Genomic DNA, 25683 nt, shown 5'->3' with positions numbered 1-25683 from the left:
AGGATATGTGTTGGCAAAACATTTTGTTTTAAGCCGAAAACCGTTTTATGCTTAAAACAAAATTTAATTTTGAAAGATATTGTTTATTACTTGATGAAACCGAACAGCAACTCAGTTTCATTAACATTGAGGAAGAAAATATATTAAAACGCTCTGAGGGGTCAATTACCATTTGTCTAAAAGCATTTGAAAAAATAAAAAAACTTGTTTTAAAATCAGAATTCAGAAATCAAGCTGAAGAAATATATTTTTTCAAGGAAATAAAGCCTCTTTTAATATCCAAATTGATTTTCAATATAAGCATTTACAACATCGAATCACGTAAGCCACAAGGGAGTGATAAAGTCCAGGGCAGGTATTTTTTAAATGAGTTGGATAAATTAAAACGTTATTTCGATAATAATCTTGAGTTTTATAAATATTATCGCACAGGGAGTAATTATCTTGACCATAAATATTTCCTGAGAGGGAACCATGATATACGGCTGACGCTTGACACATTTTTTTTTGAAACAGATGCCAAATTCAATACAAGCCATGATTATAAAGTTTCAAAAATATTGGCGAATGATCTATTAGAAGTATACCTGAAAGATAAATTAGCGTCCATTGAAAGAAAAGAGCCAAAACAAAAATCCCAAGATTTTCCCAGAATAAAACTAAACTGGACTCATTCCAAAACCGCATTAATAGAGCTTATTTATGCTCTGCACACCCAAGCTGTATTTGACAATGGTAAGCCGGAAATCAAAGATATTGCTTCCTATTTTGAAGCGATATTTACTGTTGACTTAGGCGATTATTACCGCACCTATCTTGAATTACGTATGCGGAAAACTGCAAAAACAAAATTTATTGATACTATCAGGGATGCGCTTCATAAACGCATGGATGAACTGGAAGAAAAATAATACATTAGCATCATGGCAAAAATCAAATCATTTCCTGAATTTCTAATCGGATTAGAAGTAGCAAAAGACGAACACAAAAAACGTTTTAAATACTTATTAGAATATGATTCATCAAAAGCACCACAAAATCTTTATGCGGTGGAAATTTCGTTTGAAGAAGGTGATACTTTATTAGAACATATAAGTTTAAAGAAGTTCACAAGCACAAATAATCGCTATGTAAAACACCCCGAACAAACCCACATCCCGATAAAAGCACACTACCATGTTTATCCTCCAAATTCTACATCCAAAGAGCTTTATGCTGTCAATCTCATTGACGGCACAGCGCATCACAGGGCAAACAGAGGATATGTTGTACCAAGTAAAGAAGCTGATGAATTAAGAGGCATGGGTGTGAATCTTAAACCGGGTAATGTCCTTGAATCAATTGAAGTCCTTTGTGCAAAAGACACACAGATTATTTTAGAATCAGTCCAAAACCCTAAAGTTTCTGTGTTTTTGATATTCGAAGAGTAATTATTTCACCCAACTTGGGTGCGTCTTTGGGAATAATCTGATTTATACTACCGAGTTTTGTGTCAATCAAACACAAAACCTATGCCCGCACATCCCGAGAAAAGAGCAGAATATAAAATCATTAAAATTAAACGCTACAAGTTAAGAGAACTTGCCAATATCTACGAAGTGAACAGAAAAACATTTCGCGGATGGCTTAATAGATTTAAGGATGAATTGGGAACGCGTGAAGGTCACTACTATTCCATTTCACAAGTGAAACTCATCTTTTCAAAACTGGATCTTCCTTCTGCTGCAAAAGTGTACATCGATTGATATAGCAAAACTTCTTTCAGTAAAAGTCCTGACTATAAATGTCGGGACTTTTTGTTTTTACCTCCCTTCAAATTGAATCAAATTGGTTCGAATCGAATCAAAGTGAACCCAACGTACCCGAATCGAAACAAATCGGGGCGATGCCATTTTCCACCGCAACATCTTTGAGCCGTGAAATCAACTTTCTCATCCTAAAATCGAAAATTTAAAATACAATGAATACAAAAAAACATAAATCAAAAATGCGTGTGCATCCGGCATCAATCAGATTGATCACCGATGCAACTTGGGATTTCGCTCACACAATTCTGTGGGGCAATCATCCTTTCAGCAAAGCGGAGATCGAACTCTGCAAAATCTACATCAAGGAATATTACGAAGAAATTCCTGCGGAAGAATTCACCGCCACAGCGCATAAACATTTCACAGGCTACTGTGAAAGGGTTCTGCTGGCAAAAGAATATGTAAGCAGATTTTCACACCGATATATTCCGCATCCATGCATTTGGTTAAACAAATTAAACCCGAAAGGATTTGCAGGGACAAAAGCGTGGTATCTCAAAAATCTTGAGCGAAGAAAAGAGATTTCTGTCTGCGAGAGCTGCGGAGAATCCTTTTCTCTCAATCCAATCTTAAATCATTTTCATTTCACAATATAACATCAAATCACTATGGAAAAAACAGAAAACAAAAATCAGGGAGTTCCGCTCAAGCCCTACACGCTGAAAGAACTCGCAAGAATCTACGGAGTATCCACCAAAACAATGCACCGATGGATGGAACCATTCGAAAAGGAACTGGGAATAAAACGCGGGAGGTATTATACCATTCCGCAGGTGAAAATGTTCTTTGACAACCTGAGTTTGCCCTCGATTTACAACGAAATATAGATGCCAACATTTTACGATACAGGAATTGTTTTCACGATGCGTAACGATGCGTTCCGATTGGAGACATACACCCAAAATACGGGGTTTTCTTTGTGTCGTAAATAAAAAAAATCTGAAAATGGAAGCACCAAAACATACTACGACCAGCGATAGCAGCACAAACATCTTTTTGACGGGGGCAGTACTCTTTGCCAACCTTGACTCTTCAGGGTTAGCCGAGTACGCCCTCAAAGCTGCTATCGGTGGTTTTATTTGGATGACACTGAAACTCGCCAGCGACTTCATCAGCGAAAAAATTAAAAACCGCAAACAGAAATGAATCTCAGGAAAATACTTTTCGGAGGAGTGATCGGAGGCGGGCTGATTGCCGGAGCCACCTACCTGTTTCGCCTGAAGCGGACGAGTGCGGAACTTGAATCCATCGCAACGGTGAATGTTCACAAACTGGATTTAAAAGGGCTGGTTCTCCGCGTGGATGTGCAGTTAAAGAACCCCACCAAGACCAAGCTGAAAATAAAATTTCCGTTCGTGAAACTGATTTACAAAGACGCAACGATTGGAAGCTCGCAGGTGCTGGACAAGGACATAGAGATTCCTTCCTACGGAGAAGCGGTTGCAGAAAAAATAATGATTTCAATTCCATTAAAGGGAATCTTCTCGCTGAGCGCGGGGTTGATTAAATCCCTTTCTACCGGAGAATCGGTGAAGCTGAATTCAAAAACAATCAGCACGATTGATTTGGGATGGAAAAAACTGCCTTACGAAAAAACGGAAGAGCTAACACTCAAAAAATAAAATGGAAGCAAGAGTAAAACGAAATATCAAAAGCGGTGAGCAGTACGATCCCCTCTTTCCTGTCGCCAACCTTACGGATGAGATGGTGAAAAAGGGAGCGGGTGTTTCCGACACGGTGAAGTTCATTCCGAAAGTGGTAAGTGACACTCTCCCTCAGACAGAAAAAATTGCAGAGATGCTTCGTGGATCGACAATCGGAGAAACCTGCAAAAATATTTGGCATTTTGTTTATGACCACGTCAATTACCACAAAGACGATGAAGGTCTTGAGCAGATTCGCTCTCCTGCCCGAACATGGCATGACCGCTTCCGGGGCGTGGACTGCGACTGCTACACGGTACTAATCAGCAGTATTCTGACGAATCTGAAAATACCGCACCGCCTTCGCATCGCAAGATACAAGCAGGATTACTTCCAGCACATCTACCCGATAGTTCCGAGAGCGAGCGGAAAATACATCACGATTGACTGCGTGGTGGATCATTTCAACTACGAAGAACCATACACAGAAATAAAAGACACAACAATGGATTTACAATACTTAAGCGGACTCGATGAAAAACCAACTACTGCCGATGTGCAGGATTTGTTCGGTGAAGAAGAGATAGGAAAGCTCTTCAAAAAGAAATCCGGAACACCCAAAGCAAATGCAGGAAAAAAGAAAGGCTGACTTAAACAGTTCATTAAAAAAGCTGTTCACATTACCAACCGCATAAATCCTGCGACAGTACTGCTCCGCAACGGAGTTCTCGCTTCCATGAAACTCAACATTATGAAGGTTGCCCAGCGACTCAAGTGGGCATACCTCAGTGATGCCGAAGCCACCAAGCGCGGAGTGGATATGGGTAAACTCCAAAAACTAAGACAGGTAAAAGACAAACTGGAGAAGATTTTCTTCGGTGCAGGAGGAAAACCTGAAAACCTCAGGAAAGCGATTCTCACAGGCAAGGGGAATAAGAACAAAGAAGTGAGCGGACTTGGACACGGTTATGCTGAAACCGATCTCGGTGAAATGAACGAATACACTCCCCTGTCCCAGCTTCTTGGAGAAGAAATTTTCGGCTCTGAAAATGAAGAATCGCTTGGAGAACTCGGAGAACCCGTTACAGCAGCTTCCATTACTGCTGCATCCGGAGCGTTAGCAGCTATCGGAGCATTGCTAAAAAACATCGGAAATATTTTCCCAAAAAAAGAAAAATCGTCAGAGGACTTTGAAACCACCGGGAAGGAAGGAGATGTAAAAAATCTTCCTGCGGAAATTGAGAAAAACAAAGAAGAAATGTCCAAAATGGATATTCCCTCTGAAAAAATAGATTCCACTTCAAGCGAAACATCCAAAACTGATAATTCAGCAGGAGACGGCGGCAGCGATGACTCAAAAAAAGAAGGTTTTTGGGACAAGAATAAAAAATGGCTGAAGCCAACCCTCTGGGGAGCGGGAGGACTCAGTGCGCTGCTGCTCGGATTTAAAATGTTTGGTGGAAAGAAAGAAGAAACTCCGCCCGTGCAGAAAAATTTGTCAGGGACAAAAGAGAAAAAGAAAAATAAATCCCACAAACCATTGACTGAAAAAGCACTGATATGAAAAACAATAAATCAAAACAAACAATTTAAAAACCATACACAATGAGCAAAAATTCTTACGAACAGGAAGCAGAAAAAAAATCCCTTCTCGGTGAAATCACCGCAGACCTGGAGACAAAGGGGGATATGAAAAATTCTGCGATTGAAACCGTGAAAGATGTCGTGATAGGCGTGGTGGCGGGAGGTGTGGCAGGTTCCGCCATCGGTCGCGCATCGCTGCTTATCGGAGCCGCGGTTACAGGACTGGGTCACTATTACAAAAGCCGTCTCGCTTCGGTATTCGGAGTGGGGATGATGGCAGCGAATGGCTTTCAGCAATCGGGTGAGCAGATGAAAGGAACACCCAAAGACGGAATTGAAGGCGTGCTGGACGGAGTGAAAGAACGTGTGATGAATTTCAAAGACACATTCACTCAAAAAATTTACCTCGACAAAATCATGAAACCCAAAGAGGAAAAGAAAGCGGATGAATCCACCAAAGGCGTGGGAGAAGTTCAATACTTCACCTATCCCGAAAAAAAGGAACTGGAAGGAGCCACCGAAAAAGAACTTGACCTGACCGCGCTTGACCGTATTGAAAAGCAGGTTGCGGAAAACGGAGCGCAGTTCCAGAAACAAATGTCAGGAGATGAAGAAGTGGGTGAGATTGAACAGGAGATGAGTGAGATTGACCCGGCAGAAAAGAACTTTTAAAATCAATTCAAACAATTAATAATAACAACTAAAACCCAAAAACCATGTTAGGACAATTAGAAGCAACAGAAGAGTACAACAATGCGGGAGCGTTGATTGGACTGGACGGAGACAACGAAGAACTGATGGGAGAAGTTCTCGGTGCGCTCAAAAAAATGAACCCCCTGAAGAGGGCGCGGGTGATTAATAAACTCACCGCTCCTCCTGCTGCAAGCAGAGGGTCGAGAGCAGAAATGGAAAAACATTTTTCCGAACTCCCCCAGCACATTCAGGAAGGACTGCGAAAGGGCGAACTGCGCCTTGCGGACACGGTGATTTATTCCATCAAGCAGGTTTCTTCCAAAACGATCAAAATCTTTGAAACGCAGGATGACAAAGAAATCGGTCTAAGGAATATCTCCAACGCAAAACTTCCGAAGAATCAGGCGCTCCTAGTGAGCGGAATCATCCTGCTGACCGGTTTGCCGGGGGATGGAGAACTTACCAAAGACAGAATAATGGCAACCAATTTCTTTGGAATAGAGCAATACCCCTCTGTTGCCAGCGGAGAAATCAGCCTGAAGGCGAACAAAAAACAGATTGTTCCCGAAACCAGCAACAACGTGTTCAAGACCTTCAACAACCACTTGGTTCCTGCGGGATATTACAAACTCGCCAATCCGCGCCTCATTCACGATGACATCTTGATTGAGATGACCATTGAACTGGGGACGATGCTCAATCTTCCACCTACTCTTCAACTGTTCGCAGGGTTACACGGAACGATTACCACTCCGTAAGGGAAGTCGGCAGTACGCAGTTGGCAGTAAGCAAGAAATTGCAAACTGCCGACTGCAAATTGCCAATCAAAAAAAACAAAAGCCAATTAATAACTGAAACGATGATAAAAACAATCTACAAACGGTTTGACCTGAAGGTGACGGAAGCGGCTAAAACCGTTTCCCAATCTTTTGAACTCGACAAGAACATTGTTGCGGTGAAAGGATTGTATATCACTTCCGACAGGCGCGACATTCTTTATTTCCGTGGTTCACAGCGGATTGAAATCAACAAGGACGAATTGTTTCCAGAAAACTACCTGAGCGAACTTTTGATGTCGGGATTGAATGTTCCTGTCAATCTGCGATACTATGACTTGGGAAATGTCGACCCCGGGAACAAAATAGTGAAGATGGATTTTGCCGACAGCAATTCGAGTGTTCCATTCGCCCCCTACACGGTTTCTCTCTTTTTGAAATGCGATAAAGACGATTCCAAATGAAGAAGCAACGCTGCATAGTTAAAATCATACCCATTTCCCGAAAGGGAGAGGTTAAACACTTTCAGGTGAGAATTCCTGAAAATGCAAAGGTCATTACAGGGATTGAAACTGCGGTGAGGATGAAAGGGCTTGTTGCCCTTCCAATCAATTCTTTTGCTGTTGTGGACATCGAACCCGAATTGGTAAGTGATCTGTCTCCAAACCCAATCGGTTCGGGCTTTGCAATTCCTGTCATGCGGTCATTTGTCGGTGAACTGAAACTGCAAAGCTGTGAGGAAGCGAATGTTTTTTACGCTACCGATATCACAGACCCTTCAGCACCTGAGAACCTTGACAGAATTCCGACCCCATCCGCAATCATAGAAAATGTATGGACGCACGGATACAAGCGGGAATTGGAAGAAGTATTGGTGGACGGAAACACCACCGTGCTTGCAGGGCTTTACAGGGACAAACTCGGAGCAATGCAGAATCATGATACCGCTTACGATGTATTTCTCTACGTGTGGTACAAACTTGAAAACCCAAAAAGATGACCATCAATCTTGCACTCGAATACATCCCAAGAAGAATGGAAGAACTGGGCTATGGAAACGCATATTACCTGCGCTTCCGGCACTATGTTCTACAGGCAGGTGAATCTTTGGAGGTTCCCGCCTTCAACCAGTTCTTCATCCTCGTGGACGAGGCAAGCAATGTGAGCGTGAATTCAGAGTTCGGGATTTTTGATTTGAGCTTGATAAGCGCAAACGAAATGCTCTACGAGCATCAGGGACAGATAACAATTAAAAACAACGCTTCGTGCATCAATCACTTACGATTCATTCAGGTGATCCCGAAGCATAAAACCATAAGCCATGCAAAACAACATTAATACAAAAAAATATTCTCCCTTCAACTTAGCGCAGTTTAAAATGTGGCTTCAGGATATGAAGGAGAAAGGAGAAACAAAATTCTTTGAAGTGTATGTGAACGATTTTAAAGTCGTTCCGAAAACGGATAACCCCGATGATTTTGAGAACCACGAGCAGTACGTGGACGATGAAACTACCAAGCTGCGGGTGCTTGTTTACAACACAAAGGATTCAAACCGCTACAAGCAGCATCTTTTCGTCCTGAAAGAACCCGCTCCGCAAACCAATACACTGAGCGGTGTAGAAGTGGACAAGAAAATTGAAGATGAAGTCAACAAGGGATTGAAAGCGGTGGAAGATCGCATTGCCTGCGAGCAGGTTAAAAAAGAACTGAAGGAGGCAAAAGAAAAACTTACTGAAGCGAAGGAATACTCCGACAAGCTCACGGGGTACATTGAAACCCTGAAAGAGAAATTAGAGAAAGCCCAAACTGTAAAGGAAATCGTTACTGCGGTGGCAGAGTTCGGTCCTGCCATATTCGGAATTAAAACCAATCCGGATAAAACTCTTTCAGGCAATTCCCAAACCGAAAAGAAACCCGAAGAAGAAGCAAGTTTTAAAATGAAATCTTCTGAAAGCGAAAATTCATTGTCCCAGCAGGAGAAACACTTCATTGAATTCGGAGAATCCCTGAAGAAAAATTTCAGCAAAGAAGAATTTGAAAAGATTCTATCCGTCATTGATGCTTTTGCCAAAGACAAAGCAAACATTAATTCAGTCGAATCATTTTTAAACCTCAATACTAACCAACAAAAAAACAAAAACGAAAATGGAAAAGTTTAATTACAAAATCACAGTCGAAGCGCCAAGCAAGAAAATTGCCGATATGCTCATGCAGCACATCTGCAAGGACAATATTGACCTGCTTCAATTAATCACCCAGAGCGAAGAGGTCTTCAAAAAAGCTCCCGCACCTGAATCCGAAATCAAAAAGCCAACCGAAAAGGGAAACTTCCTCAAGGGACTGATGCAGTTCGAAAAGGTGATTCAAATCATTGACCGATGCGTCAGTGATGAAACCGCCATTGACCGCATCGCACAGGTACTCGGAATAAAAACTCAAAAACCAACTCAAGCATGAAAAAATTCACAAGCGATTTCTCCGTCCCCGCTGAAACAATGGCGGAGGCAGAAGCAAAGATGGAAGCCCTCAAGATTCTTGCAACATTTCTCACTTCACATGAACTGAAGAAACTGGCTCATGTCGTAAAGAACGATCCGGTAAAAACATCATTAGCGAAATCCTATCTCGGATTGTAAAATGAAAACGGAAGTTGCAAATAAGGAAGAAGGATTCACCGTGAAGGAAAAACTCCTCTATGCAGGAGGAACTATTGTCGTCACGGTGGGTACTTTCTTTTTGGGAAGAAAAATTGTCCGCAGTCTTATCTCAAACACCGAAGAGAAGAAAACGCTCAGCGAGGATTCTCCGGCAACCTACGCCAAGCAGATAAAAATGGCGTTCGACAATGACGGATGGCCCGGAACGGACACTCCGAAGCTGAGAACGGTACTGAGAGAGATTCCGAGCAAGCAGGTGTTTGGCAAAGTGGCGGCTTCCTATCAGAAGCTCTACAACAGCAGTATCTACCGCGACATGGGGGATGAGTTGCAAGCCACCGAGTATAACGAGATGCTTTCCATCATAGGTGCAAAGCCCGACAGGATTGGAAAGAAGGGAGAGAATGTTCAGCAGCTTACTGCTAAGAGTTACACCGAATGGGCGAAACGGATGAAGGCAGCATTTGACAAAGAGTACGGAATCTTTCCCGGCACAGACGAAGATGCAATCAAGGCGGTGTTTACTGAAATGCCGACTCAAACTGCCTTTCTTGAAACAGCAAAAGCGTATCAGAAGGAATACAACAGCAATATGCTGGATGACCTGAAAGATGAAATGTACGACTATATGGATTACATGAAAATAATAACCTCCAAACCTCAGAACTAAAATGCAAAAGGAGAAAACAAACCCCGACAAAAACGAGACAGGCAAAAAAAAGAAAATCCTTCTCATCGGATTAGGAGTTGCAGCTACAGGAATACTTGGCTATTTCGGATGGGACTATTATCGGAAGCGGAAAAAGAAAAAAGAGGATGGAGAAGAAGATGCTTCATCTGACATTCCGCAAATCCCTCCGCAGAAAAGCACGTTCGTTCCATCCTTTTTTACCCAACAGCAAAACCGAACGGATGATTTTCCTCTCAAGAAAGGAAGCAAGGGTGCGAAGGTGAAAGCAGTACAGGATTCTTTGATTGCAAAAAACGGAAAGGGAATTCTCCCGCGCTACGGTGCGGACGGTGATTTTGGAAGTGAAATGGTTGCTGCCCTGAAAAAACTGGGTCTGCCTGAGACAATTGATGAAAGCACCTACAATGTGATTGCCCAAGCAGGAACAATTAACCTGGTCGAACTTGGAAAATCCCTTTACAAGGATGCGGTGAACAAAAACTTTAATGGAGTCATCTCTTCCCTGAAGAAAATGCGAAGCAAGGATGATTACTCTGCGGTGAGCGAAGAATTCAAAAAATATACGCTTAGAGGTGTGAGGCAGACGCTGGTGAATGGTGTGCTTGGAAGTTTCTCGGATGAAAAGCAAAAGCAGCAGATCCGTTTGGAGTTCACACGGATGGGACTCAAATACGATGGAAGCAAATGGTCGCTTTCAGGACTAAGTGGATTTACAATCATCACTACGGAGCCGACCCTCGTTTGGAAAACACCAAGCAAAGGAGCGAAAGTTTCAGCACAAATGGTTCTCGGAACTGAAATCGCCTCGCGGGAAGGGTTCACTCTCTTTGAAAACAACGGTAAAAAATTCATAGTAAAAACACAAACAATAAAATATCTCTAACAACTAAAAAAAATGAGAACTATCAATTACATCGTGGTGCATTGCACCGCAACACAGCCCACAACAACGCTGGAGGCAATTAAAAGATTCTGGAAAGAGGAACGCGGATGGGGCGACACGCCCGGCTACCATTACATCATTCTGCGTGATGGAGAAATCGTGCAACTGCTTGACGAAAGCAAAATGAGTTATGGCGCATACGGTCATAATCAGGAGTGCATTCATATCTCCTACATCGGAGGAGTTGACAAAGAAGGCAATCCAATGGATAACCGATCTGAAAGACAGATTCACTCCATGTTTAACAAGCTGATGGAACTCGGAGAAAAATATCCGAAGGCAAAGTTTCTCGGACACAGGGATTTTCCGGGCGTGCATAAAGCCTGTCCAAGCTTTGATGTGAGAGAGTGGCTCAAAAACTACAAACCCGATTTCAAACAGGCAGCATGATACTTCCGAGAGTAAAATCCATTCTCCGCGACAAAGGCTTTGTGCTGAACACACGCCCTTATGAACTGAACATCGTGGGAATCCGCACACGTAGCGTTGTGCCTAACCGCTTTGATGATGAGATACACGTTTTCTACAAAGCAAAACCATTAAAATGGAACTATCACATTTTCAAAGGAACGACCGATCCCGGAACTTACTGGCTGAAGAACCCGATGCAACCGCAGGGCACAGCCATCCTCGCACAAGGGCAATATGTAAATGCCTACAAAATCGGAATGCACCTCGGGCAATACAAAGCCCTTGTGCAGATGGCTCCTGTGACCATTATGCGGGACTACGACCGAAATGCGAGGCTTGATTTTTTCAATGGAAGAAAGGACACAGGAATTTTTGGAATCAACATTCACAGGGCGATGGCAAAAGGGAAAACAAAAGTCATTGATAAATTTTCCGCAGGATGCCAGGTCTTTCAGAATGCAAGTGATTTTAATGAGTTCATGTCGATGTGCGACAACCACAGCAGTTTGTATGGAAACCGATTCACCTATACGCTGCTTGACTTCCGTGCGATGCGGAGGGAATCAATTAAAAGAATCGTAATAGGAACACTCACGCTCGGACTGGGATTAATCGGATACATAAACTACGACACCAATGAATGAATTTGGAAAACAAATACTGAAAGACAAAGACGGCAGTTACAACCTGCGGGAATTAGTAACGCTTGTTTTTGTAGTGGTAACGCTCATAAGTTGGATTGGACAGCAGTTTTTTGGAATCGCAGTACCTGAGTATATGTTTTACTCTTTCGTCAGCATCATCGGAGCGGGATGTTTCGGTTATTCAATAGAGAAAAAAGCAAAAACAAACACTAACGAAACTAAAAACGAACAACCATGAAAATGAAAAAGACAATCATCATAACCATTTTATTCAGCTTGCTATCGGCAATTTCAACTTACCTCCTGTTTAATTCAATGGAAGGATTCAAAACAGAAATCAGGGAATCAAAAAATGTTGTCAAGGAACTTAAAGTACAGGTCAGCAACATTGAGGAGAACTACAAAAATCAGATTCAATACTGGGTGGTAAAGAATAATGCGCTGGTAAATCAGATTCAGAATACAGAAGTTGCCCTCACGCAGTCCACCCAAAAAGTGAATTTCCTGCAAGGGAAAATACAGCTACTTATTTCAGAAAGTAAAATCCTGAAGGATACCAGCGATATCATTACCAATTGCGATTCCCTGAAAACGCAGGTTATGCAGTTTATTTCTGAAACTAATATGCGAGATAGTTTATGCGACAATGAAATCGCTGACCTGAAATGCGTCATTCAGAACAAGGACTCGCTGGTAGCGGTTTGTGAAAATAGCTTTTCGATGCTTAGGCAGGTAGCAGATTCTTCCCTTGCACAGCAAAGCGAACTTACGGAGAAGCTGAAACTTGCGGATAAGAAAATCCACAGGTCTAACCTGAAAACAAAAATCCTCTCCGCTGGGATATTGATTTTATCAGGAGCTACAGCAACATTATTATTGCAAAAATGACGACTAAGGTTTCATTAAAAGAAAAAGCGATTGTTTCCTATTTTACGCTGATATCATCCCTCACAGGATTTTATTACGCAAAGAGTAAGGAGAAGGAAGTAATGCCCTATGTAATGGTAGGCGGATTCATCGGTGCACTCATCGGTGAAGCAATCGCTCACTCTTTCTGCAACGAGGGATACGAAAAACAACCCGGCAACAAATCACTAAACCCAAAATCAAAATGACGGCAGTTGCAGAAATCGTTCTCGGTGAAGTGGCGGATATGGTGGTACCTGAAATCAAAATCAGCTACCACCGATCCGATAAAAAAATCTTCGGAGGGGCGGTTACCAATCCACAGCAAGTGGCTGATTTCGTTCGTAACCTTTTTCCAAAGGGCGAACTGGAGCTACAGGAGCAGTTTTTTGTCCTTTATCTCGATCAGGCGAATAAAATCACCGGATACTACAAGCATTCTAAAGGAACGATGACTTCCGCGCCAGTTGATATCCGCTTGGTTCTTGGCACCGCGCTAAAAAGCGGTTCTGTTTCAATTATTCTCGCCCACAATCATCCAAGTGGGACTATCAAGCCAAGCGATTTAGATAAAATGCTTACCAGTAAAATTAAAACAGCAGCAGCTTCAATGGATATTATTGTTCTTGACCACCTGATAATAACAAAAGATTCTTTTTTCTCTTTCTCGAATGAAGGTTTGATGGGAGTCAAGAAAAAAACTCCTCCCAGCAAAGAAATTGAAAAGATCGCCAATACTATTATTGAAGGAGATTCCCTGAAAGTATTAAAAACATTTCCCGATGAGAGTGTTGACTGCGTGATCACTTCCCCTCCCTACTGGCAACTCCGCGACTATGGATTCAAAGGGCAGTGGGGGTTAGAAAAAACCTATATGCAGTATCTCGAAAATATGCTCTTGCTGATGGATGAGATTTACCGCGTATTGAAACCTGAAGGCACGGTTTGGGTGAACCTTGGCGACAGTTATTTCGGAAGTGGGAACGGAAGCGGAAAGAGTCCTTACGATAATGCCCAAACGCTCATTAAAGTACAGGTAAGGAAAATTGTTCCGAAGGATGCGAATAACGACAAGGCAAATAATCTCCGTACAAAGTGTTTGACCCTGATTCCGCATCGTTTCGCCTGTGGATGCGTGGAGCGGGGATGGATTGTGCGGAACGATATCATTTGGGCGAAACCGAATTCTCTTCCTGAAAGCGTTCGTGACCGATTTTCCAAAAAACACGAACATATTTTATTTCTTACAAAAAATCCCGATTATTATTTTGACTTGGATGCGGTTCGGGATCCCTACAAAGCATCTTCGTATGACAGAGTGCAATATGGAATGACTGCTTACGGAGGGGATTCAAAAAATACTAAGGGACCCTTTGGCAAAGGAAAAAAAGGTGGCGGGAAACAAACAACAGTCAAACTTAATCCCAAAGGAAAGAATCCAGGTGATATAACGGACTTTTGGGTGATCTCCACCAAGCGTGGTGCTGACAAACACTATGCAACCTTCAATACTGAACTGATTACAAAACCCATCCTTGCCGGTTGTCCCGAAGGTGGAATCATCCTTGACCCTTTTTGTGGAACAGGAACGACTGGCGTTCGCGCCATAGAACTCGGTAGGAATTTTATCGGCATAGACGGCAAAAAAGAATATTGCAACATCGCACGAAAAAATCTTGATGAAACAATGAAAAATAATATCAAACTAAAACAAGCAGCCTGAAAGTCCTCCCCTTCGGGGAGGATTAGGAGGGGCTTTGGCTTCTATGAAAACACCGATTACATATTACGGAGGGAAACAAACGCTTGTGAAGCGTTTGCTGGCTTTAATTCCACAGCACGTTTTGTACTGCGAACCATTTTTCGGAGGAGGCGCATTGTTCTTTGCAAAACCTCCATCCAATGTTGAAGTCATCAACGACACGAACGGAGAAGTGATGATATTTTTCAAAGTGGTGCAGACAAAGTTCAAAGAACTGGAAAAAGAAATCAAATCCACTCTGCACAGCAGGATGCTTTGGAAAAAAGCAAGAGTGATATATGAAAACTCTGAAATGTTTTCCGATGTGAAACGAGCATGGGCGTTTTGGACGCTCGCCAATCAGGGATTTGCAGGACTGCTGACTTCTTGGAGCTTCGGAAAGGATGATTCAAAGGAAGATTCGGTTGCAAAGAAGCGGGACGATTTTTCAAAAATATATGCTGACCGATTGAAGAAGGTGCAGATTGAATGCAACGATGCAATCCGTGTTATTAAGCTCCGCGACTTCAATAAAGCATTCTTTTACTGCGACCCGCCATACATCAACACGCATCAAGGGCATTACAAAGGATACATGGAAGCGGATTACATCCGATTGTTGAATGCGCTGACAAAAATCAAAGGAAAGTTCTTACTCAGCAGTTATCCGAATGCCATCCTGAAAAAATACATTAAGAAATATAAATGGAATGTTTATTCGGTTACTAAGAAAATTGCAGTTACAAAACTCACCGACAAAATAAAAACTGAGGTGATGGTGTTTAACTACGATGAGAAGGACACAGGCATTTATGAATTGGACAGAAAGATGCTGAAGGATTTACAATCACAACTCAAAAAATTAAAAATCGTCAAGCGATGAAAATTACAAAGAAAAATTACTTTTCAGAAGTCAAACGCATTGGCTTTGAGAATCTGCCTGAGGTGCTGAAGAAAACGCATCTCGTTCTAATGACTAAAACAGATCAAGGCAAGGATTGGAAGTTTTACAAGCAGGATGCGGAGTTTAAAAAGGTCGCTGACCTTGCTTTTGAAAAACTCGGTGAATACATCAAAGCGAATAAAAATCTTGCAGGAGTGGATGGAATGCCAGCCAAACGGAAATACAGAAAGATGTATCACAAGTTTAAAGAGGAAGTAAAGTATTTCAAACTGCTGCTTGACTGGAGGGATGAAGAAATTGCAAAACCTGTTCTTTTGAAAACAATAGAGCAGTTGCAGTCTGCAATTGTGAGCAAGAAAATTCGCAAGTCCTCCGTCTTTGCAAGGGAGATCGGCTTCATTCAGAAATCCCTGCTTCATATCTATAACGGAATGAAAGCGCATTCTGTAAGAATTCAATTAAAGGAAGCGACAATACTGATGCTTCGGGAGGCGATTAAGAAATCCAAAGAGTACGATGAACCTCTACCCGATAAATCTCTGCCTGAAAAAGTTGGCTCCGTTGGGTTAAGAGGAATTGATGAGCAACCCAAAGAAGATACTCCGGCTCCCCCGCAGGATCACAACCTGATGAGCAGCGTTGACTTCGCTGAAATGAAATTTGAATCGCTTGGTTTTTCAAAAAAGTGGAGAGATTTGATTGGAGATCCCAGTAAAGGATTTACAGCGATGGTTTTTGGCAAACCCAAAACAGGCAAGTCATACCTCTGCATGGACTTTGCCGGATACCTTGCCCGTCATCATGGGGGCACGCTCTATGTGGCGAAGGAAGAAAAATTAGATGCTACGCTTCATAAAAAACTCGCTGATAAAGAAGTCGCCAATCCTAATTTATATGTGAGCGATTATCTGCCGGAAGATTTATCGAAGTATGATTTCATCATCCTTGACAGTGTCAACAAACTTGGATTAACTCCGAAAGACCTGGACAAGTTGCGAGCCGACAATCCGGGCAAGTCGTTCATATTCATTTTCCAAACCACCAAGCAAGGCGCTTTCAGAGGGAGAAACGAATTTCAGCACGATGTGGATGTAGTGATCGAAATACCGGAGCAAGGCAAGGCGGTTCAGTTCGGAAGATTCAATCAGGGCGGAGAGATGCAGATTTTTGAGGAACCAAATTCAGAAGAAAGCGAAACGAAAGACCCCATTTATTAAAGACTTGCGTGTTCCAAATATGTGTGTTACTGTTGTCCAAATTAAAACTAATTACCAATGACAAATACAATCGATTATTCAGATGAACTCGCTGATTTGAAACAACTGCACGAAGAAAACATCGGCAGAAAATTTTCTGATGAAGAGTTCAACGAAATTTTTAACGAAGCGATTAAAATGGAAACAGGGCTTTTTAAACACGCACAGAGATTTGTGAACGATATGATGGGCTTGCTAATGATGCTTGATGATGCCACAAATCAATGGGAGAAGGAAAGATTAGTTAGGGGTGTAAAAGGCAATCCCAAAGACGACATCAAAAAAATGATGACTGATTTGAAAAAGGTCATTGAATATTTCGCCTCAAATAAAAATCCCAATTGGGGTGATGTGGGAACGCTGGCGCACATTCACGAAGCATTGGGAGAGAAACTTTATGAAAAGTACGATAAACATACAGGGTATTCCAAATCTATTGAGGAAGGAATGAACCGCCATATAGAAGCATCGCAAAATTTATGGCTTCAGGCAGAGAGCGAAATACAAAACCTTGACCCGAAGAAACACCTGCCTGATTTAATAAGATGGAGAAATTTCTTCTCTGATTTGTTGGAGGGGTTTCGTGGTGTTCTTGTCAAAATTGATTCCAAAGAAACCCCGCTACACATTACACCTGAAATAAAAAAAATGCTTCAGGAAATAAAAGAGTATTCACAAAGCCATGCAGTTTCTTCTTGGGCTTCTGAGTTAATAAATGGAAACAGACAACTTTCGGCAGAGGACATGAAAAAAATCAAGGAAAGGTATTCAATCGTGGATCGGTTGAAGCAGGAAGAAAACAATGAAGAAAAAGAAATTGGAGGGGAAGTATGGTATGACACCGCAACGGAAAAACAAATTGATGGTGTGATTGAAAATTTAGGATGGAAGCCTTATAAATTCAAAATAGACAATGGCAAATATCCCAAGTGGGAGGATTTAGGCAAAGGATATTCCGAGCAATTCGGACAGGAGCTACGCCAGCAAATCACAGCATGGGTGCAGAATAAAAAGGGAGTGGAAAAGGCAATCGTCACTCCTGAAAATTCCTTGAGGCAAGAGGCGATGGACATTGCAAAGAAACTGGACGATGATGAATTGGGGGCATACCTGAAAAACGCCTCCCTGAAAACTATTCAGCGAAGGATACAGGCATTAAGGGAAGAGGTTGAGAAATTCTCAAAACGCCCTGCCAAAACAGCCAACGCAAAAGCAAAGAAAAAGGGGAGGTAATTCTTAGCGAAATCACCCCACCAGTTTGCCCCTGTTCGCATAACAGGGGTTTTCTTTTGCCTGTTGGGTAATACTCCCATTGTTGCCTTGCTCTCCAACTGAAATCGGAAGCAACTCCTGCAAATGCAAGTCATAAAAGTTCTCTATTTTGTCCAATTCGGGAACGAAATCGTCAGGAAGTTGTATCTTCGTCACTTGAAAACTAATTTCAGGGTTGGAAGGGAAGGCATCGAAGTGTATCGATTCGTTGTCATCAAGTTGTAAACGCCAGCCCGCAAATCCAGAAACAAATATGTTTCGGGTATTTTTTCATGTCCAGATTATCCGGCACAAAAAATCCATTCAACATCATTGTAATTGTTGCCGCGCTCGGCTACTTCGTGGATATTTATGATCTGATCCTGTTCAGCATTGTGCGCGTTCCGAGTTTGAAAGAAATCGGAATTCCTGCAGAGCAGATAAAGAACTCAGGAATATTTCTCATCAACATGCAGATGATCGGAATGCTGCTTGGCGGAATCGTTTGGGGCATTCTCGGTGATAAAAAAGGAAGACTGGCTGTATTATTTCTCACCATACTCCTCTACTCGCTCGCCAACATCGCCAACGGATTTGTGCACACCTTTGAACAATACGCCTGGCTTCGGGTGGTTGCAGGGTTTGGATTAGCAGGAGAACTGGGCATTGGCATCACGCTCGTATCTGAAGTGATGACAAAAGAAACGCGCGGATGGGGAACCAGCATTGTATCGGGAGTGGGGATTGCGGGCGCGGTGCTTGCCTTCGCTGTTGCAGAATGGGGATGGCGCGAAGCGTATTGGGCAGGCGGAGTGCTCGGACTTTTTCTTTTAGGATTGCGCGTGTATGTGAGCGAATCAGGAATGTTTGACAAAGTGAAAGAATCAAAAGCAAGCCGCGGTAATTTCTTTTCCCTCTTCAGCACGCGAGAAAAACTTTTCAAGTACATCTACTGTATCATGCTCGGGCTTCCTATCTGGTTCGTGATCGGAATACTGGTAACCTTCTCGAAAGAGTTTGGAGAATATCTTGGAATTACCGATGCAATCAATCCGGGCAGAGCGGTCATGTATCATTACATTGGCGCAGCGCTCGGAAGTTTAATAACCGGATTCATGAGCCAATGGCTGAAGTCGAGAAGGATGGCGATTTTAATCGCGCTCATTGCGCTCACTTTTTCCATCACAGGATATTTTTCTTCATTCGGTGCATCGACCGGACTTTTCTATCTCATCATTTTCATACTCGGACTTGCGCAAGGATATTGGGCAGTGTTCGTCACCGTGGCTTCTGAACAGTTCGGCACAAACATACGCTCCACAGTCACCACCACCGTTCCTAATTTTGTGCGCGGTTCTTTGGTAGTGATGACGCTGGCATGGAATGCTATGGCAGTATCGCTGGGAATTTTATCATCTGCAATAATTGTTGGAGCAGTGGTAATGATTCTCGCCTTCTTCTCCCTTTTCAAACTGAAAGAAACATACGGAAAGGACTTGGATTATATTGAAGTGGAATAACATCTACGAATACGAATCAATACGAATAAACGAATAAAAACAAAGAAAAATTAGTAGATTCGTACATATTCGTATTCGCAGATGAAGACAACCGTAGTAATAGGCGCATCAGAAAATCGTGAGCGGTATTCAAACCGTGCGGTGAGAAAACTGCGGGAGCACAACCATAATGTAATTGCCATTGGTTTAAAGCAAGGAAGAATTTCAGGCATTGCAAATGGTGCCCTCGGGTTTGATAGTGTGATAATTCAAACAGGTTTTCCGAAGATTGAAGGGGTTGATTCTGTTTCGCTGTATGTGGGAGCAAAGAACCAGCCCGTTTATTACGATTATATTCTTTCCTTAAAACCCAGGCGCGTTATCTTTAATCCGGGCGCTGAAAATCCTGAGTTTGCAAAAATAATTCGTGATGCAGGAATTGAATCCCTCGAAGCCTGCACGCTAGTGATGCTTACTACAGGAGTTTACTAAATTACTTCTTCAATACTTTTCAAAATCACCTCACACGCTTTCCTTATTTCTTTTTCTGTAATAATAAGCGGAGGCGCAATGCGCATGGCAGAAGGGCAGAAAAGAAACCAATCGGTTATCACACCGTTCTCCATACACCGTGAAATTATTTTTTTGTTTTCCTCTTCGCTCCCAAACTGAACCGCGAGAAGCAAGCCCTCTCCCCTCACTTCTTTAATGCGCGGATGAACTAAAAGTTTTTTGAAGAGCTTTGATTTTGAATTCGCCATTCGTAATTCGTCATTCGTAATTTTCAACGTCTCCATTCCTGCCACACAACTCAGCGGATGACCGCCAAAAGTAGTGATGTGCCCCAGTGCCGGATGATGAGAAAGCGTTGACATGATTTCTTTCGAAGAGATGAACGCGCCAAGCGGCATTCCTCCGCCAAACGCTTTCGCCAGACAAAGAATATCAGGCACCACTTTGTATTTCTCAAACGCAAATAAAGTTCCTGTTCTGCCCATTCCGGTTTGTATCTCATCAAAGATTAAAAGCGTTTCGGTTTCATCGCATCTTTCTCTTAGCAGTTGAAGAAAGTTTTTGCCTTGAGACTTAGGACTTGGGACTTGGGACTTGGGACTTATTACCCCTGCTTCTCCCTGAATCGGCTCCACAATTACACATGCAGTCTTGTTTGTAATTTGTTCAAGATGTTTTTCATTATTGAATTCGATAAAGCGCACATCAGGCAGCAATGGGCGGAATGCCTGCTTCATCGTTTCATTTCCCATCACGCTCAGCGCTCCGTGTGTGCTTCCGTGATACGCATTTTTAAAAGCGATGATTTCTGTTCTGCCCGAAAACCGCTTGGCAAGTTTAAGCGCGCCTTCCACCGCTTCGCTTCCTGAATTAACGAAATAGATATTGTTCAATTTCTTTGGCAGATAGTTGAACAGAAGATTTGCGTATTCCACCTGCGGGGCAACAGTATATTCTCCGTAAACCATCAGGTAACTGTGCTTGTCTAACTGCTTTTTTATCGCGCTCAGCACTTTCGGATTTCCATGCCCCACATTACTAACAGAAATTCCAGCAATCAAATCCATGTATTTTTTTCCGTCAGCGCCATAGAGATAAATTCCCTTCGCGCTTTTAATTTCAAGAGCGGGAGGCGCAGCGGAGGTCTGCGCCAGATGGTTGAAAAACAACTGGCGGTTGGTCACCTTAAAATCTTTTTAAGAATCTTATATATTTTCTTGCCGATGATAAAACCTTTTTGCACCATAGGAATAGCTTTGTCTATCATCGGCTTTGCCTGTGAAACAGCGCCATTAATAGCGCGCACGGCTCCCGATCTTTTTTCAATTCTTCTGTAACCGTCTTTCACTACAGGCGCTGCAGCTTTAACAATGTTTTTTGCTCCTGATATGATCGGGCTCTCCCCGCTGGCGCGCTGCGAATAGCATTGAACTGAAAATAATGTTGCCGAAACAAAAAAAATGAAGAACTTTATCTTTAAGTTAGTTTTCAAGCAAATGCATTTTTCAAATTTACTGATAATACTTTCTCAATGACCGGCTGGATTCAGGACTGGTTCGGCTCGGAATATTATTGCATGCTTTACAAGCACCGCAATGCGGATGAAGCCAAGTTGTTTCTCGGCAATCTGGTATCCTTGCTAAAGCTTTCTCCCAAAAACAAAATTCTTGATTGCGGCTGCGGGCGGGGAAGGCATTCCATTTATCTTGCCGAAAAAGAATTTGATGTTACGGGCATTGACATCAGCGAAAAAAATATTGCCGAAGCTAAAAAATCGGAAAAGGAAAACCTTACCTTTTATATTCACGACCAAAGAAATTTTTTCAGAATAAATTATTACAACGCGGTGCTGAGTTTATTCACCAGCTTCGGATATTTTGAAAGAGATGCTGAAAACAACAAGGCGGTGAAATCAATGACCAGCGCTCTGAAAAAAGACGGATGGCTTATACTGGACTTCATGAACTCCTATAAAGAAATAAAAGAACTTATTCCGAACGAGAAAATGGAATGCAAAGAGGTTGCGTTTGAAATCAAACGATTCATTGAGGATAATTCCATCGTAAAAGAAATTTCTGTTACTGATAACGGAAAAGGTTTTTCATTCCGGGAACAGGTTAAAGCATATACTCAAAGAGACCTTGAAAACTTTTTCGCTGAAAACGGACTGGAGGTGCTACATTTGTTTGGCGATTACAGCTTAAATAAATTTGATGAAACAAAATCCGAAAGATTAATCCTCATAGGGAAAAAGAAATAATGTCAGGCGAATTGATTTACATACTCCTCTTCATTACAGTTATCATCAGCGGAAGCAGCGTTTTATTTTTTCAGATCGGAGGCAAAACACTGAAACTGATTCTTGCCTTCAGCGGAGCCTATCTTCTTGCCATTGCCGTTCTTCACCTTATTCCTGAAATATATTCAAATGCAAATGTCAAGACGGGAATTTTTATTCTCGCTGGCTTTCTTCTTCAAATCCTCATTGAATATTTTTCTGAGGGCATTGAGCACGGGCACATTCACGTTCACCAGCACGAAGAAAAAACTTTCCCCATCGCTGTGATGCTTGCTCTTTCTGTTCACTCTTTTATTGAAGGAATGCCGCTGGCTGGTGAATTTACCGAGACAAAAAAATCTCTCGCAACCGGAATCATGCTTCACAACGTGCCTATTGCCATCGCACTGATGAGCATGCTCATTCAATCAGGACAAAAAAAGGGCATTGCTTTTTTCTGGTTATTTGTTTTCGCGCTCATGACCCCGCTCGGAGCGCTCACCGGAAATCTTCTGGAAGGAAATATGCATTTGATTACCAACTATTCAAATTACCTGATGGCAGTGGTGGTAGGAATTTTTCTTCATGTATCCACCACCATCCTGTTTGAAAGCAGCGAACAGCACCGCTTTCACATCATGAAACTTGTTACGATTCTTGCAGGAATGGGGCTGGCGATAATTACTGCTTAGCTGTTTCCAGCGCTTTCTTGATTCCGTCAAAGTTCGGGTAGTCGCCAGGGTTCGGGAGAACTTCTGCAAAAACAACGGTGCCTTCTTTATCAATCACAAACGAAGCGCGCTTGGCAACGCCTTTCAATCCAACAGAAAAATTTTCATTGCACACATCGTAAGCGGTGATAGCTTCCTTATTAAAATCAGAAAGAAGCGGAAAAGTAATTCCATTCATCTCCTTGAATTTTCCAAGAGAAAATGGCATGTCAACAGACACACCATAAACTTTTGCATTCATTCCATTATAAAAAGAAAGCTCATCGCGTGTCTGGCACAATTCTTTTGTACACACGCCCGTAAACGCGGCAGGAAAGAAAAGAAGAACAACATTTTTTCCTTTTAATCCCTCCAATGAAACCATATTCTTCTCCTGATCAGGAAGATTGAAGTTGGGCGCTTTCTGTCCGATGGTGATTGGCATAGAAATATGTATTAGGATTTGATTGTGAAATTCTTTTAAGAGAGGCGAAAGTAAAAAATTTACCTTTGTCACAAACTTTTAAATATATATCATGAGAAAATATATTGTTGAATTCATCGGAACATTTTTTCTTGTTCTTGCTGTATGTCTTTCTGGCGGCAACTTTCTTGCCCCCCTTGGCATTGGCGCTACACTGATGGTGATGGTGTATATGGGCGGGCATATTTCTGGCGCTCATTATAATCCTGCGGTAACATTTGCCGTTTGGCTAAGAGGAAAAATAAGCCCGAAAGATTCTTTGTTCTATATGCTGGTTCAGTTTATTGCTGCGTTTGCCGCAGCTTATTTTTTCTTTCTCATTTGGGGAAGAAGCATTGGCGGACCGAAACCGGCAACTGAAATCAACATCCTCAAGCCGCTTGCTGTTGAAATGGTTTTCACCTTTGCGCTTGCTTTGGTTGTGCTGTCTGTAGCCACTTCAAAGAAAACTGCAGGCAATAGTTATTATGGTCTTGCAATTGGATTTACTGTTTTAGCAGGAGCAATTATTGCGGGACCGATATCTGGCGGAGCATTTAATCCCGCAGTTGGCATGGGACCTATTCTCGTGGACACAATTTTCGGCTCATGCCCTTGTCATCCTGAGCAATTTCTATGGATTTACATTGCCGGACCATTTACAGGCAGCACGGTTGCGGCAATCGTCTATCGTATAATAAATCCTGATGAATTTGTTTGATAAAAAAGGATAAGCAATGCAGCAAATATCAGTTATCGGATGCGGAACTATGGGCAACGGAATTGCCCACACTTTTGCGCAGTTCGGATATAAAGTTTCGCTGGTTGACATCAAGCAGGAATTTCTGGATAAAGCAATTGCAACCATCACAAAAAATATTGACAGGCAAGTTGCGAAAGGAAGCATTACAGAAGCGGATAAGCAGAATACATTAAAAAATATTTCCACTTTTATAAAACTGGAAGACGGAGCAAAGAATGCAGATTTGGTTGTAGAAGCTGCAACAGAAAATTCAGAATTAAAACTGAATATCTTCAAACAATTGGATTCCATCTGCAAGCCCGATGCAATTCTTGCCAGCAATACTTCTTCTATCTCCATTACGAAAATCTCATCTGTAACCAAACGTGCTGACAAAGTAATCGGAATGCATTTTATGAATCCTGTGCCATTAATGAAATTAGTGGAAGTGATTCGCGGGAAAGCTACTTCAGATGAGGTAACGAAAATTGTAATGGAACTTTCCCGCAAGCTGAAAAAAATTCCTGTTGAAGTAAATGACGCGCCCGGATTTGTTGCAAACAGAATTTTAATGCCCATGATCAACGAAGCAATTTATGCCCTGCACGAAGGCGTTTCAGGCGTTGAAGAAATTGATACAGTAATGAAACTCGGAATGGCTCATCCGATGGGTCCGCTCCAGCTTGCAGATTTCATCGGGCTGGATGTTTGTCTTTCAATCATGAAAGTTCTTGAAGATGGATTCAGCTCTCTTAAATATGCTCCTTGTCCTCTGCTAGTAAATATGGTTGCTGAAGGAAATTTTGGAGTTAAATCCGGAAAAGGGTTTTATCAGTATTCTGCCGGAAGTAAAGAGTTGGTAGTTGCTGAAAGATTCAGAAAGAATCAAACTTCTTTGTCCTGAATTTCCTGAATGATTCCTTCAATCAGCATGTCTTCTCCTTTGGAAGGATCGTATGTCCACTTTAGATTATTTCCCCATAAAAGCCCGAGCGACTGCCACATAAATGCGGAGAATCCACCGCGATAATCTTTTATCACTTTATAAGTTGTCATTCCTGTTTCACGATTGATCAGACGGATCAGAATTCTTCCCTGGTTCATGGTAAGATTTTTTAAATCGGCTTCAAACTGCTCTTTAAGTTCTTTCTCTGTTTTTTTCAAAAAAGGTGCGCGCTTATTTTCAGGAACGTTGACAAGAATCGCGTCATACTCTTTTAGCTTAATGGATGCAAGCACAGCGTAAGGGTATGCTTTTCGCACATCGCGCTTCAGTTTAAAATAAGCAAGTTTATCTTTTTCACTTTTGAAAGTGCGAACTGCTATAACAGGAAACTCTTTAAGAGTAAGCGTAGGAAGAGTTTCACCATGATAAGGAAATGCAGTCAGCATGATATTATTCTGAAAAGGAATATTCATATCATTCTGTGAAATATTTTTTAGCTGAGCGAAAACTCCGTCTGAAACGAACAAGAGTAAAAGAATCATTGCTGAAATTACCCGAACTATGTAAGCGAATTTTGTCATTTGATCTGAATCATTTCAAGAACTATGCCACTAATTTAACG

At 42.0% G+C, this 25683-nt stretch carries 39 protein-coding genes; 34 read left to right on the top strand and 5 right to left on the bottom strand.

Annotation, left to right across the window (positions count from 1 at the left end; translation table 11 throughout):
• Positions 1–47 precede the first annotated feature (47 nt).
• The 28 genes from HY841_00975 to HY841_00840 all read left to right on the top strand — a co-directional run bounded on the left by HY841_00975 (position 48) and on the right by HY841_00840 (position 17892).
• Positions 48–911 (top strand): RteC domain-containing protein, encoded by an 864-nt coding sequence (locus HY841_00975; GenBank protein MBI4929307.1) that lies wholly within the window; start codon positions 48–50, stop codon positions 909–911.
• A gap of 12 nt (positions 912–923) precedes the next feature.
• Positions 924–1430 (top strand): hypothetical protein, encoded by a 507-nt coding sequence (locus HY841_00970; GenBank protein ID MBI4929306.1) that lies wholly within the window; start codon positions 924–926, stop codon positions 1428–1430.
• A gap of 81 nt (positions 1431–1511) precedes the next feature.
• Entirely contained in the window at positions 1512–1745 is a 234-nt protein-coding gene (locus HY841_00965) for a hypothetical protein (protein MBI4929305.1), read from the top strand.
• A 215-nt stretch (positions 1746–1960) separates the two neighbouring features.
• Entirely contained in the window at positions 1961–2404 is a 444-nt protein-coding gene (locus tag HY841_00960; GenBank protein ID MBI4929304.1) for a hypothetical protein, read from the top strand.
• A gap of 12 nt (positions 2405–2416) precedes the next feature.
• Positions 2417–2635 (top strand): helix-turn-helix domain-containing protein, encoded by a 219-nt coding sequence (locus HY841_00955; protein ID MBI4929303.1) that lies wholly within the window; start codon positions 2417–2419, stop codon positions 2633–2635.
• A gap of 118 nt (positions 2636–2753) precedes the next feature.
• Complete coding sequence (locus tag HY841_00950; protein MBI4929302.1) at positions 2754–2954, top strand: hypothetical protein; 201 nt, start codon at positions 2754–2756, stop codon at positions 2952–2954.
• The gene (locus HY841_00945) at positions 2951–3430 is read left to right on the top strand and encodes a hypothetical protein (protein MBI4929301.1); all 480 of its coding nucleotides are present in this window, start codon (positions 2951–2953) and stop codon (positions 3428–3430) included. Before HY841_00950 ends, HY841_00945 begins: the two co-directional genes overlap by 4 nt.
• A 1-nt stretch (position 3431) precedes the next feature.
• Positions 3432–4100, top strand: coding sequence for a hypothetical protein (locus HY841_00940; protein ID MBI4929300.1), 669 nt, complete (start codon positions 3432–3434; stop codon positions 4098–4100).
• Between the two features lie 102 nt (positions 4101–4202).
• The gene (locus tag HY841_00935) at positions 4203–5015 is read left to right on the top strand and encodes a hypothetical protein (GenBank protein ID MBI4929299.1); all 813 of its coding nucleotides are present in this window, start codon (positions 4203–4205) and stop codon (positions 5013–5015) included.
• Between the two features lie 41 nt (positions 5016–5056).
• Positions 5057–5707, top strand: a complete 651-nt coding sequence (locus tag HY841_00930; protein ID MBI4929298.1) for a hypothetical protein — start codon at positions 5057–5059, stop codon at positions 5705–5707.
• 44 nt (positions 5708–5751) lie between these two features.
• Positions 5752–6486 carry a hypothetical protein gene (locus HY841_00925; protein ID MBI4929297.1) on the top strand — a complete coding sequence of 245 codons (735 nt, stop codon included), beginning with the start codon at positions 5752–5754 and terminating at the stop codon, positions 6484–6486.
• Between the two features lie 101 nt (positions 6487–6587).
• Positions 6588–6968 carry a hypothetical protein gene (locus HY841_00920; protein ID MBI4929296.1) on the top strand — a complete coding sequence of 127 codons (381 nt, stop codon included), beginning with the start codon at positions 6588–6590 and terminating at the stop codon, positions 6966–6968.
• A 65-nt stretch (positions 6969–7033) separates the two neighbouring features.
• Positions 7034–7504, top strand: a complete 471-nt coding sequence (locus HY841_00915) for a hypothetical protein (protein MBI4929295.1) — start codon at positions 7034–7036, stop codon at positions 7502–7504.
• On the top strand, positions 7501–7842 hold the full coding sequence (locus tag HY841_00910; protein MBI4929294.1) for a hypothetical protein: 342 nt from the start codon (positions 7501–7503) through the stop codon (positions 7840–7842). Before HY841_00915 ends, HY841_00910 begins: the two co-directional genes overlap by 4 nt.
• Positions 7826–8665, top strand: coding sequence for a hypothetical protein (locus HY841_00905; protein MBI4929293.1), 840 nt, complete (start codon positions 7826–7828; stop codon positions 8663–8665). The genes HY841_00910 and HY841_00905 overlap by 17 nt, the downstream gene beginning before the upstream one ends.
• The gene (locus HY841_00900) at positions 8652–8963 is read left to right on the top strand and encodes a hypothetical protein (GenBank protein MBI4929292.1); all 312 of its coding nucleotides are present in this window, start codon (positions 8652–8654) and stop codon (positions 8961–8963) included. Before HY841_00905 ends, HY841_00900 begins: the two co-directional genes overlap by 14 nt.
• Positions 8960–9142, top strand: a complete 183-nt coding sequence (locus HY841_00895; GenBank protein ID MBI4929291.1) for a hypothetical protein — start codon at positions 8960–8962, stop codon at positions 9140–9142. Before HY841_00900 ends, HY841_00895 begins: the two co-directional genes overlap by 4 nt.
• Position 9143: 1 nt before the next feature.
• Positions 9144–9833, top strand: a complete 690-nt coding sequence (locus HY841_00890; protein MBI4929290.1) for a hypothetical protein — start codon at positions 9144–9146, stop codon at positions 9831–9833.
• Between the two features lies 1 nt (position 9834).
• A complete protein-coding gene (locus HY841_00885) occupies positions 9835–10737 on the top strand; it encodes a hypothetical protein (protein MBI4929289.1) in 903 nt (300 codons plus the stop codon).
• Positions 10738–10749: 12 nt separating this feature from the next.
• Positions 10750–11187 (top strand): N-acetylmuramoyl-L-alanine amidase, encoded by a 438-nt coding sequence (locus tag HY841_00880; GenBank protein MBI4929288.1) that lies wholly within the window; start codon positions 10750–10752, stop codon positions 11185–11187.
• Positions 11187–11852: a hypothetical protein gene (locus HY841_00875; protein ID MBI4929287.1), complete on the top strand. Its 666-nt coding sequence runs from the start codon at positions 11187–11189 to the stop codon at positions 11850–11852. The genes HY841_00880 and HY841_00875 overlap by 1 nt, the downstream gene beginning before the upstream one ends.
• Entirely contained in the window at positions 11845–12090 is a 246-nt protein-coding gene (locus HY841_00870) for a hypothetical protein (protein MBI4929286.1), read from the top strand. Before HY841_00875 ends, HY841_00870 begins: the two co-directional genes overlap by 8 nt.
• A 2-nt stretch (positions 12091–12092) precedes the next feature.
• On the top strand, positions 12093–12740 hold the full coding sequence (locus HY841_00865; protein MBI4929285.1) for a hypothetical protein: 648 nt from the start codon (positions 12093–12095) through the stop codon (positions 12738–12740).
• Complete coding sequence (locus tag HY841_00860; protein MBI4929284.1) at positions 12737–12967, top strand: hypothetical protein; 231 nt, start codon at positions 12737–12739, stop codon at positions 12965–12967. Before HY841_00865 ends, HY841_00860 begins: the two co-directional genes overlap by 4 nt.
• Positions 12964–14481: a hypothetical protein gene (locus HY841_00855; GenBank protein MBI4929283.1), complete on the top strand. Its 1518-nt coding sequence runs from the start codon at positions 12964–12966 to the stop codon at positions 14479–14481. The genes HY841_00860 and HY841_00855 overlap by 4 nt, the downstream gene beginning before the upstream one ends.
• Positions 14482–14524: 43 nt before the next feature.
• Entirely contained in the window at positions 14525–15382 is an 858-nt protein-coding gene (locus HY841_00850) for a DNA adenine methylase (GenBank protein MBI4929282.1), read from the top strand.
• Positions 15379–16620, top strand: a complete 1242-nt coding sequence (locus HY841_00845; GenBank protein ID MBI4929281.1) for a hypothetical protein — start codon at positions 15379–15381, stop codon at positions 16618–16620. Before HY841_00850 ends, HY841_00845 begins: the two co-directional genes overlap by 4 nt.
• A gap of 57 nt (positions 16621–16677) precedes the next feature.
• Positions 16678–17892 (top strand): hypothetical protein, encoded by a 1215-nt coding sequence (locus tag HY841_00840; protein MBI4929280.1) that lies wholly within the window; start codon positions 16678–16680, stop codon positions 17890–17892.
• Positions 17893–17904: 12 nt separating this feature from the next.
• Here HY841_00840 and HY841_00835 read toward each other — a convergent pair whose 3' ends face one another.
• Positions 17905–18087, bottom strand: coding sequence for a hypothetical protein (locus HY841_00835; protein MBI4929279.1), 183 nt, complete (start codon positions 18085–18087; stop codon positions 17905–17907).
• Positions 18088–18203: 116 nt separating this feature from the next.
• Between HY841_00835 and HY841_00830 the strand changes: the two genes are divergently transcribed.
• Positions 18204–19430, top strand: a complete 1227-nt coding sequence (locus tag HY841_00830; protein ID MBI4929278.1) for an MFS transporter — start codon at positions 18204–18206, stop codon at positions 19428–19430.
• Positions 19431–19511: 81 nt separating this feature from the next.
• Entirely contained in the window at positions 19512–19901 is a 390-nt protein-coding gene (locus HY841_00825; GenBank protein MBI4929277.1) for a CoA-binding protein, read from the top strand.
• Here the strand turns inward: HY841_00825 and HY841_00820 are convergent.
• Together HY841_00820 and HY841_00815 are read right to left on the bottom strand one after the other, a co-directional pair.
• The gene (locus HY841_00820) at positions 19898–21106 is read right to left on the bottom strand and encodes an aspartate aminotransferase family protein (GenBank protein ID MBI4929276.1); all 1209 of its coding nucleotides are present in this window, start codon (positions 21104–21106) and stop codon (positions 19898–19900) included. The two genes, HY841_00825 and HY841_00820, sit on opposite strands and share 4 nt — an antisense overlap.
• Entirely contained in the window at positions 21103–21414 is a 312-nt protein-coding gene (locus tag HY841_00815; protein ID MBI4929275.1) for a hypothetical protein, read from the bottom strand. The genes HY841_00820 and HY841_00815 overlap by 4 nt, the downstream gene beginning before the upstream one ends.
• Before the next feature lie 39 nt (positions 21415–21453).
• Between HY841_00815 and HY841_00810 the strand changes: the two genes are divergently transcribed.
• A complete protein-coding gene (locus HY841_00810) occupies positions 21454–22182 on the top strand; it encodes a class I SAM-dependent methyltransferase (protein ID MBI4929274.1) in 729 nt (242 codons plus the stop codon).
• Positions 22182–22892, top strand: coding sequence for a ZIP family metal transporter (locus tag HY841_00805; GenBank protein MBI4929273.1), 711 nt, complete (start codon positions 22182–22184; stop codon positions 22890–22892). Before HY841_00810 ends, HY841_00805 begins: the two co-directional genes overlap by 1 nt.
• Here the strand turns inward: HY841_00805 and HY841_00800 are convergent.
• The gene (locus tag HY841_00800) at positions 22882–23355 is read right to left on the bottom strand and encodes a redoxin domain-containing protein (protein MBI4929272.1); all 474 of its coding nucleotides are present in this window, start codon (positions 23353–23355) and stop codon (positions 22882–22884) included. The genes HY841_00805 and HY841_00800 overlap by 11 nt on opposite strands.
• Positions 23356–23446: 91 nt before the next feature.
• Between HY841_00800 and HY841_00795 the strand changes: the two genes are divergently transcribed.
• The gene (locus HY841_00795; protein MBI4929271.1) at positions 23447–24094 is read left to right on the top strand and encodes an aquaporin; all 648 of its coding nucleotides are present in this window, start codon (positions 23447–23449) and stop codon (positions 24092–24094) included.
• A gap of 16 nt (positions 24095–24110) precedes the next feature.
• Complete coding sequence (locus HY841_00790) at positions 24111–25019, top strand: 3-hydroxybutyryl-CoA dehydrogenase (GenBank protein MBI4929270.1); 909 nt, start codon at positions 24111–24113, stop codon at positions 25017–25019.
• Here the strand turns inward: HY841_00790 and HY841_00785 are convergent.
• Positions 25001–25642, bottom strand: coding sequence for a DUF4294 domain-containing protein (locus HY841_00785; GenBank protein MBI4929269.1), 642 nt, complete (start codon positions 25640–25642; stop codon positions 25001–25003). The genes HY841_00790 and HY841_00785 overlap by 19 nt on opposite strands.
• Positions 25643–25683: the final 41 nt, after the last annotated feature.

Source organism: Bacteroidota bacterium (genome assembly GCA_016213405.1).
Taxonomy (GTDB): Bacteria; Bacteroidota; Bacteroidia; order Palsa-948; family Palsa-948; genus Palsa-948.
The sequence above is the reverse complement of the archived record's forward strand: the minus strand, read 5'-3'. Positions and strand labels throughout refer to the sequence as shown.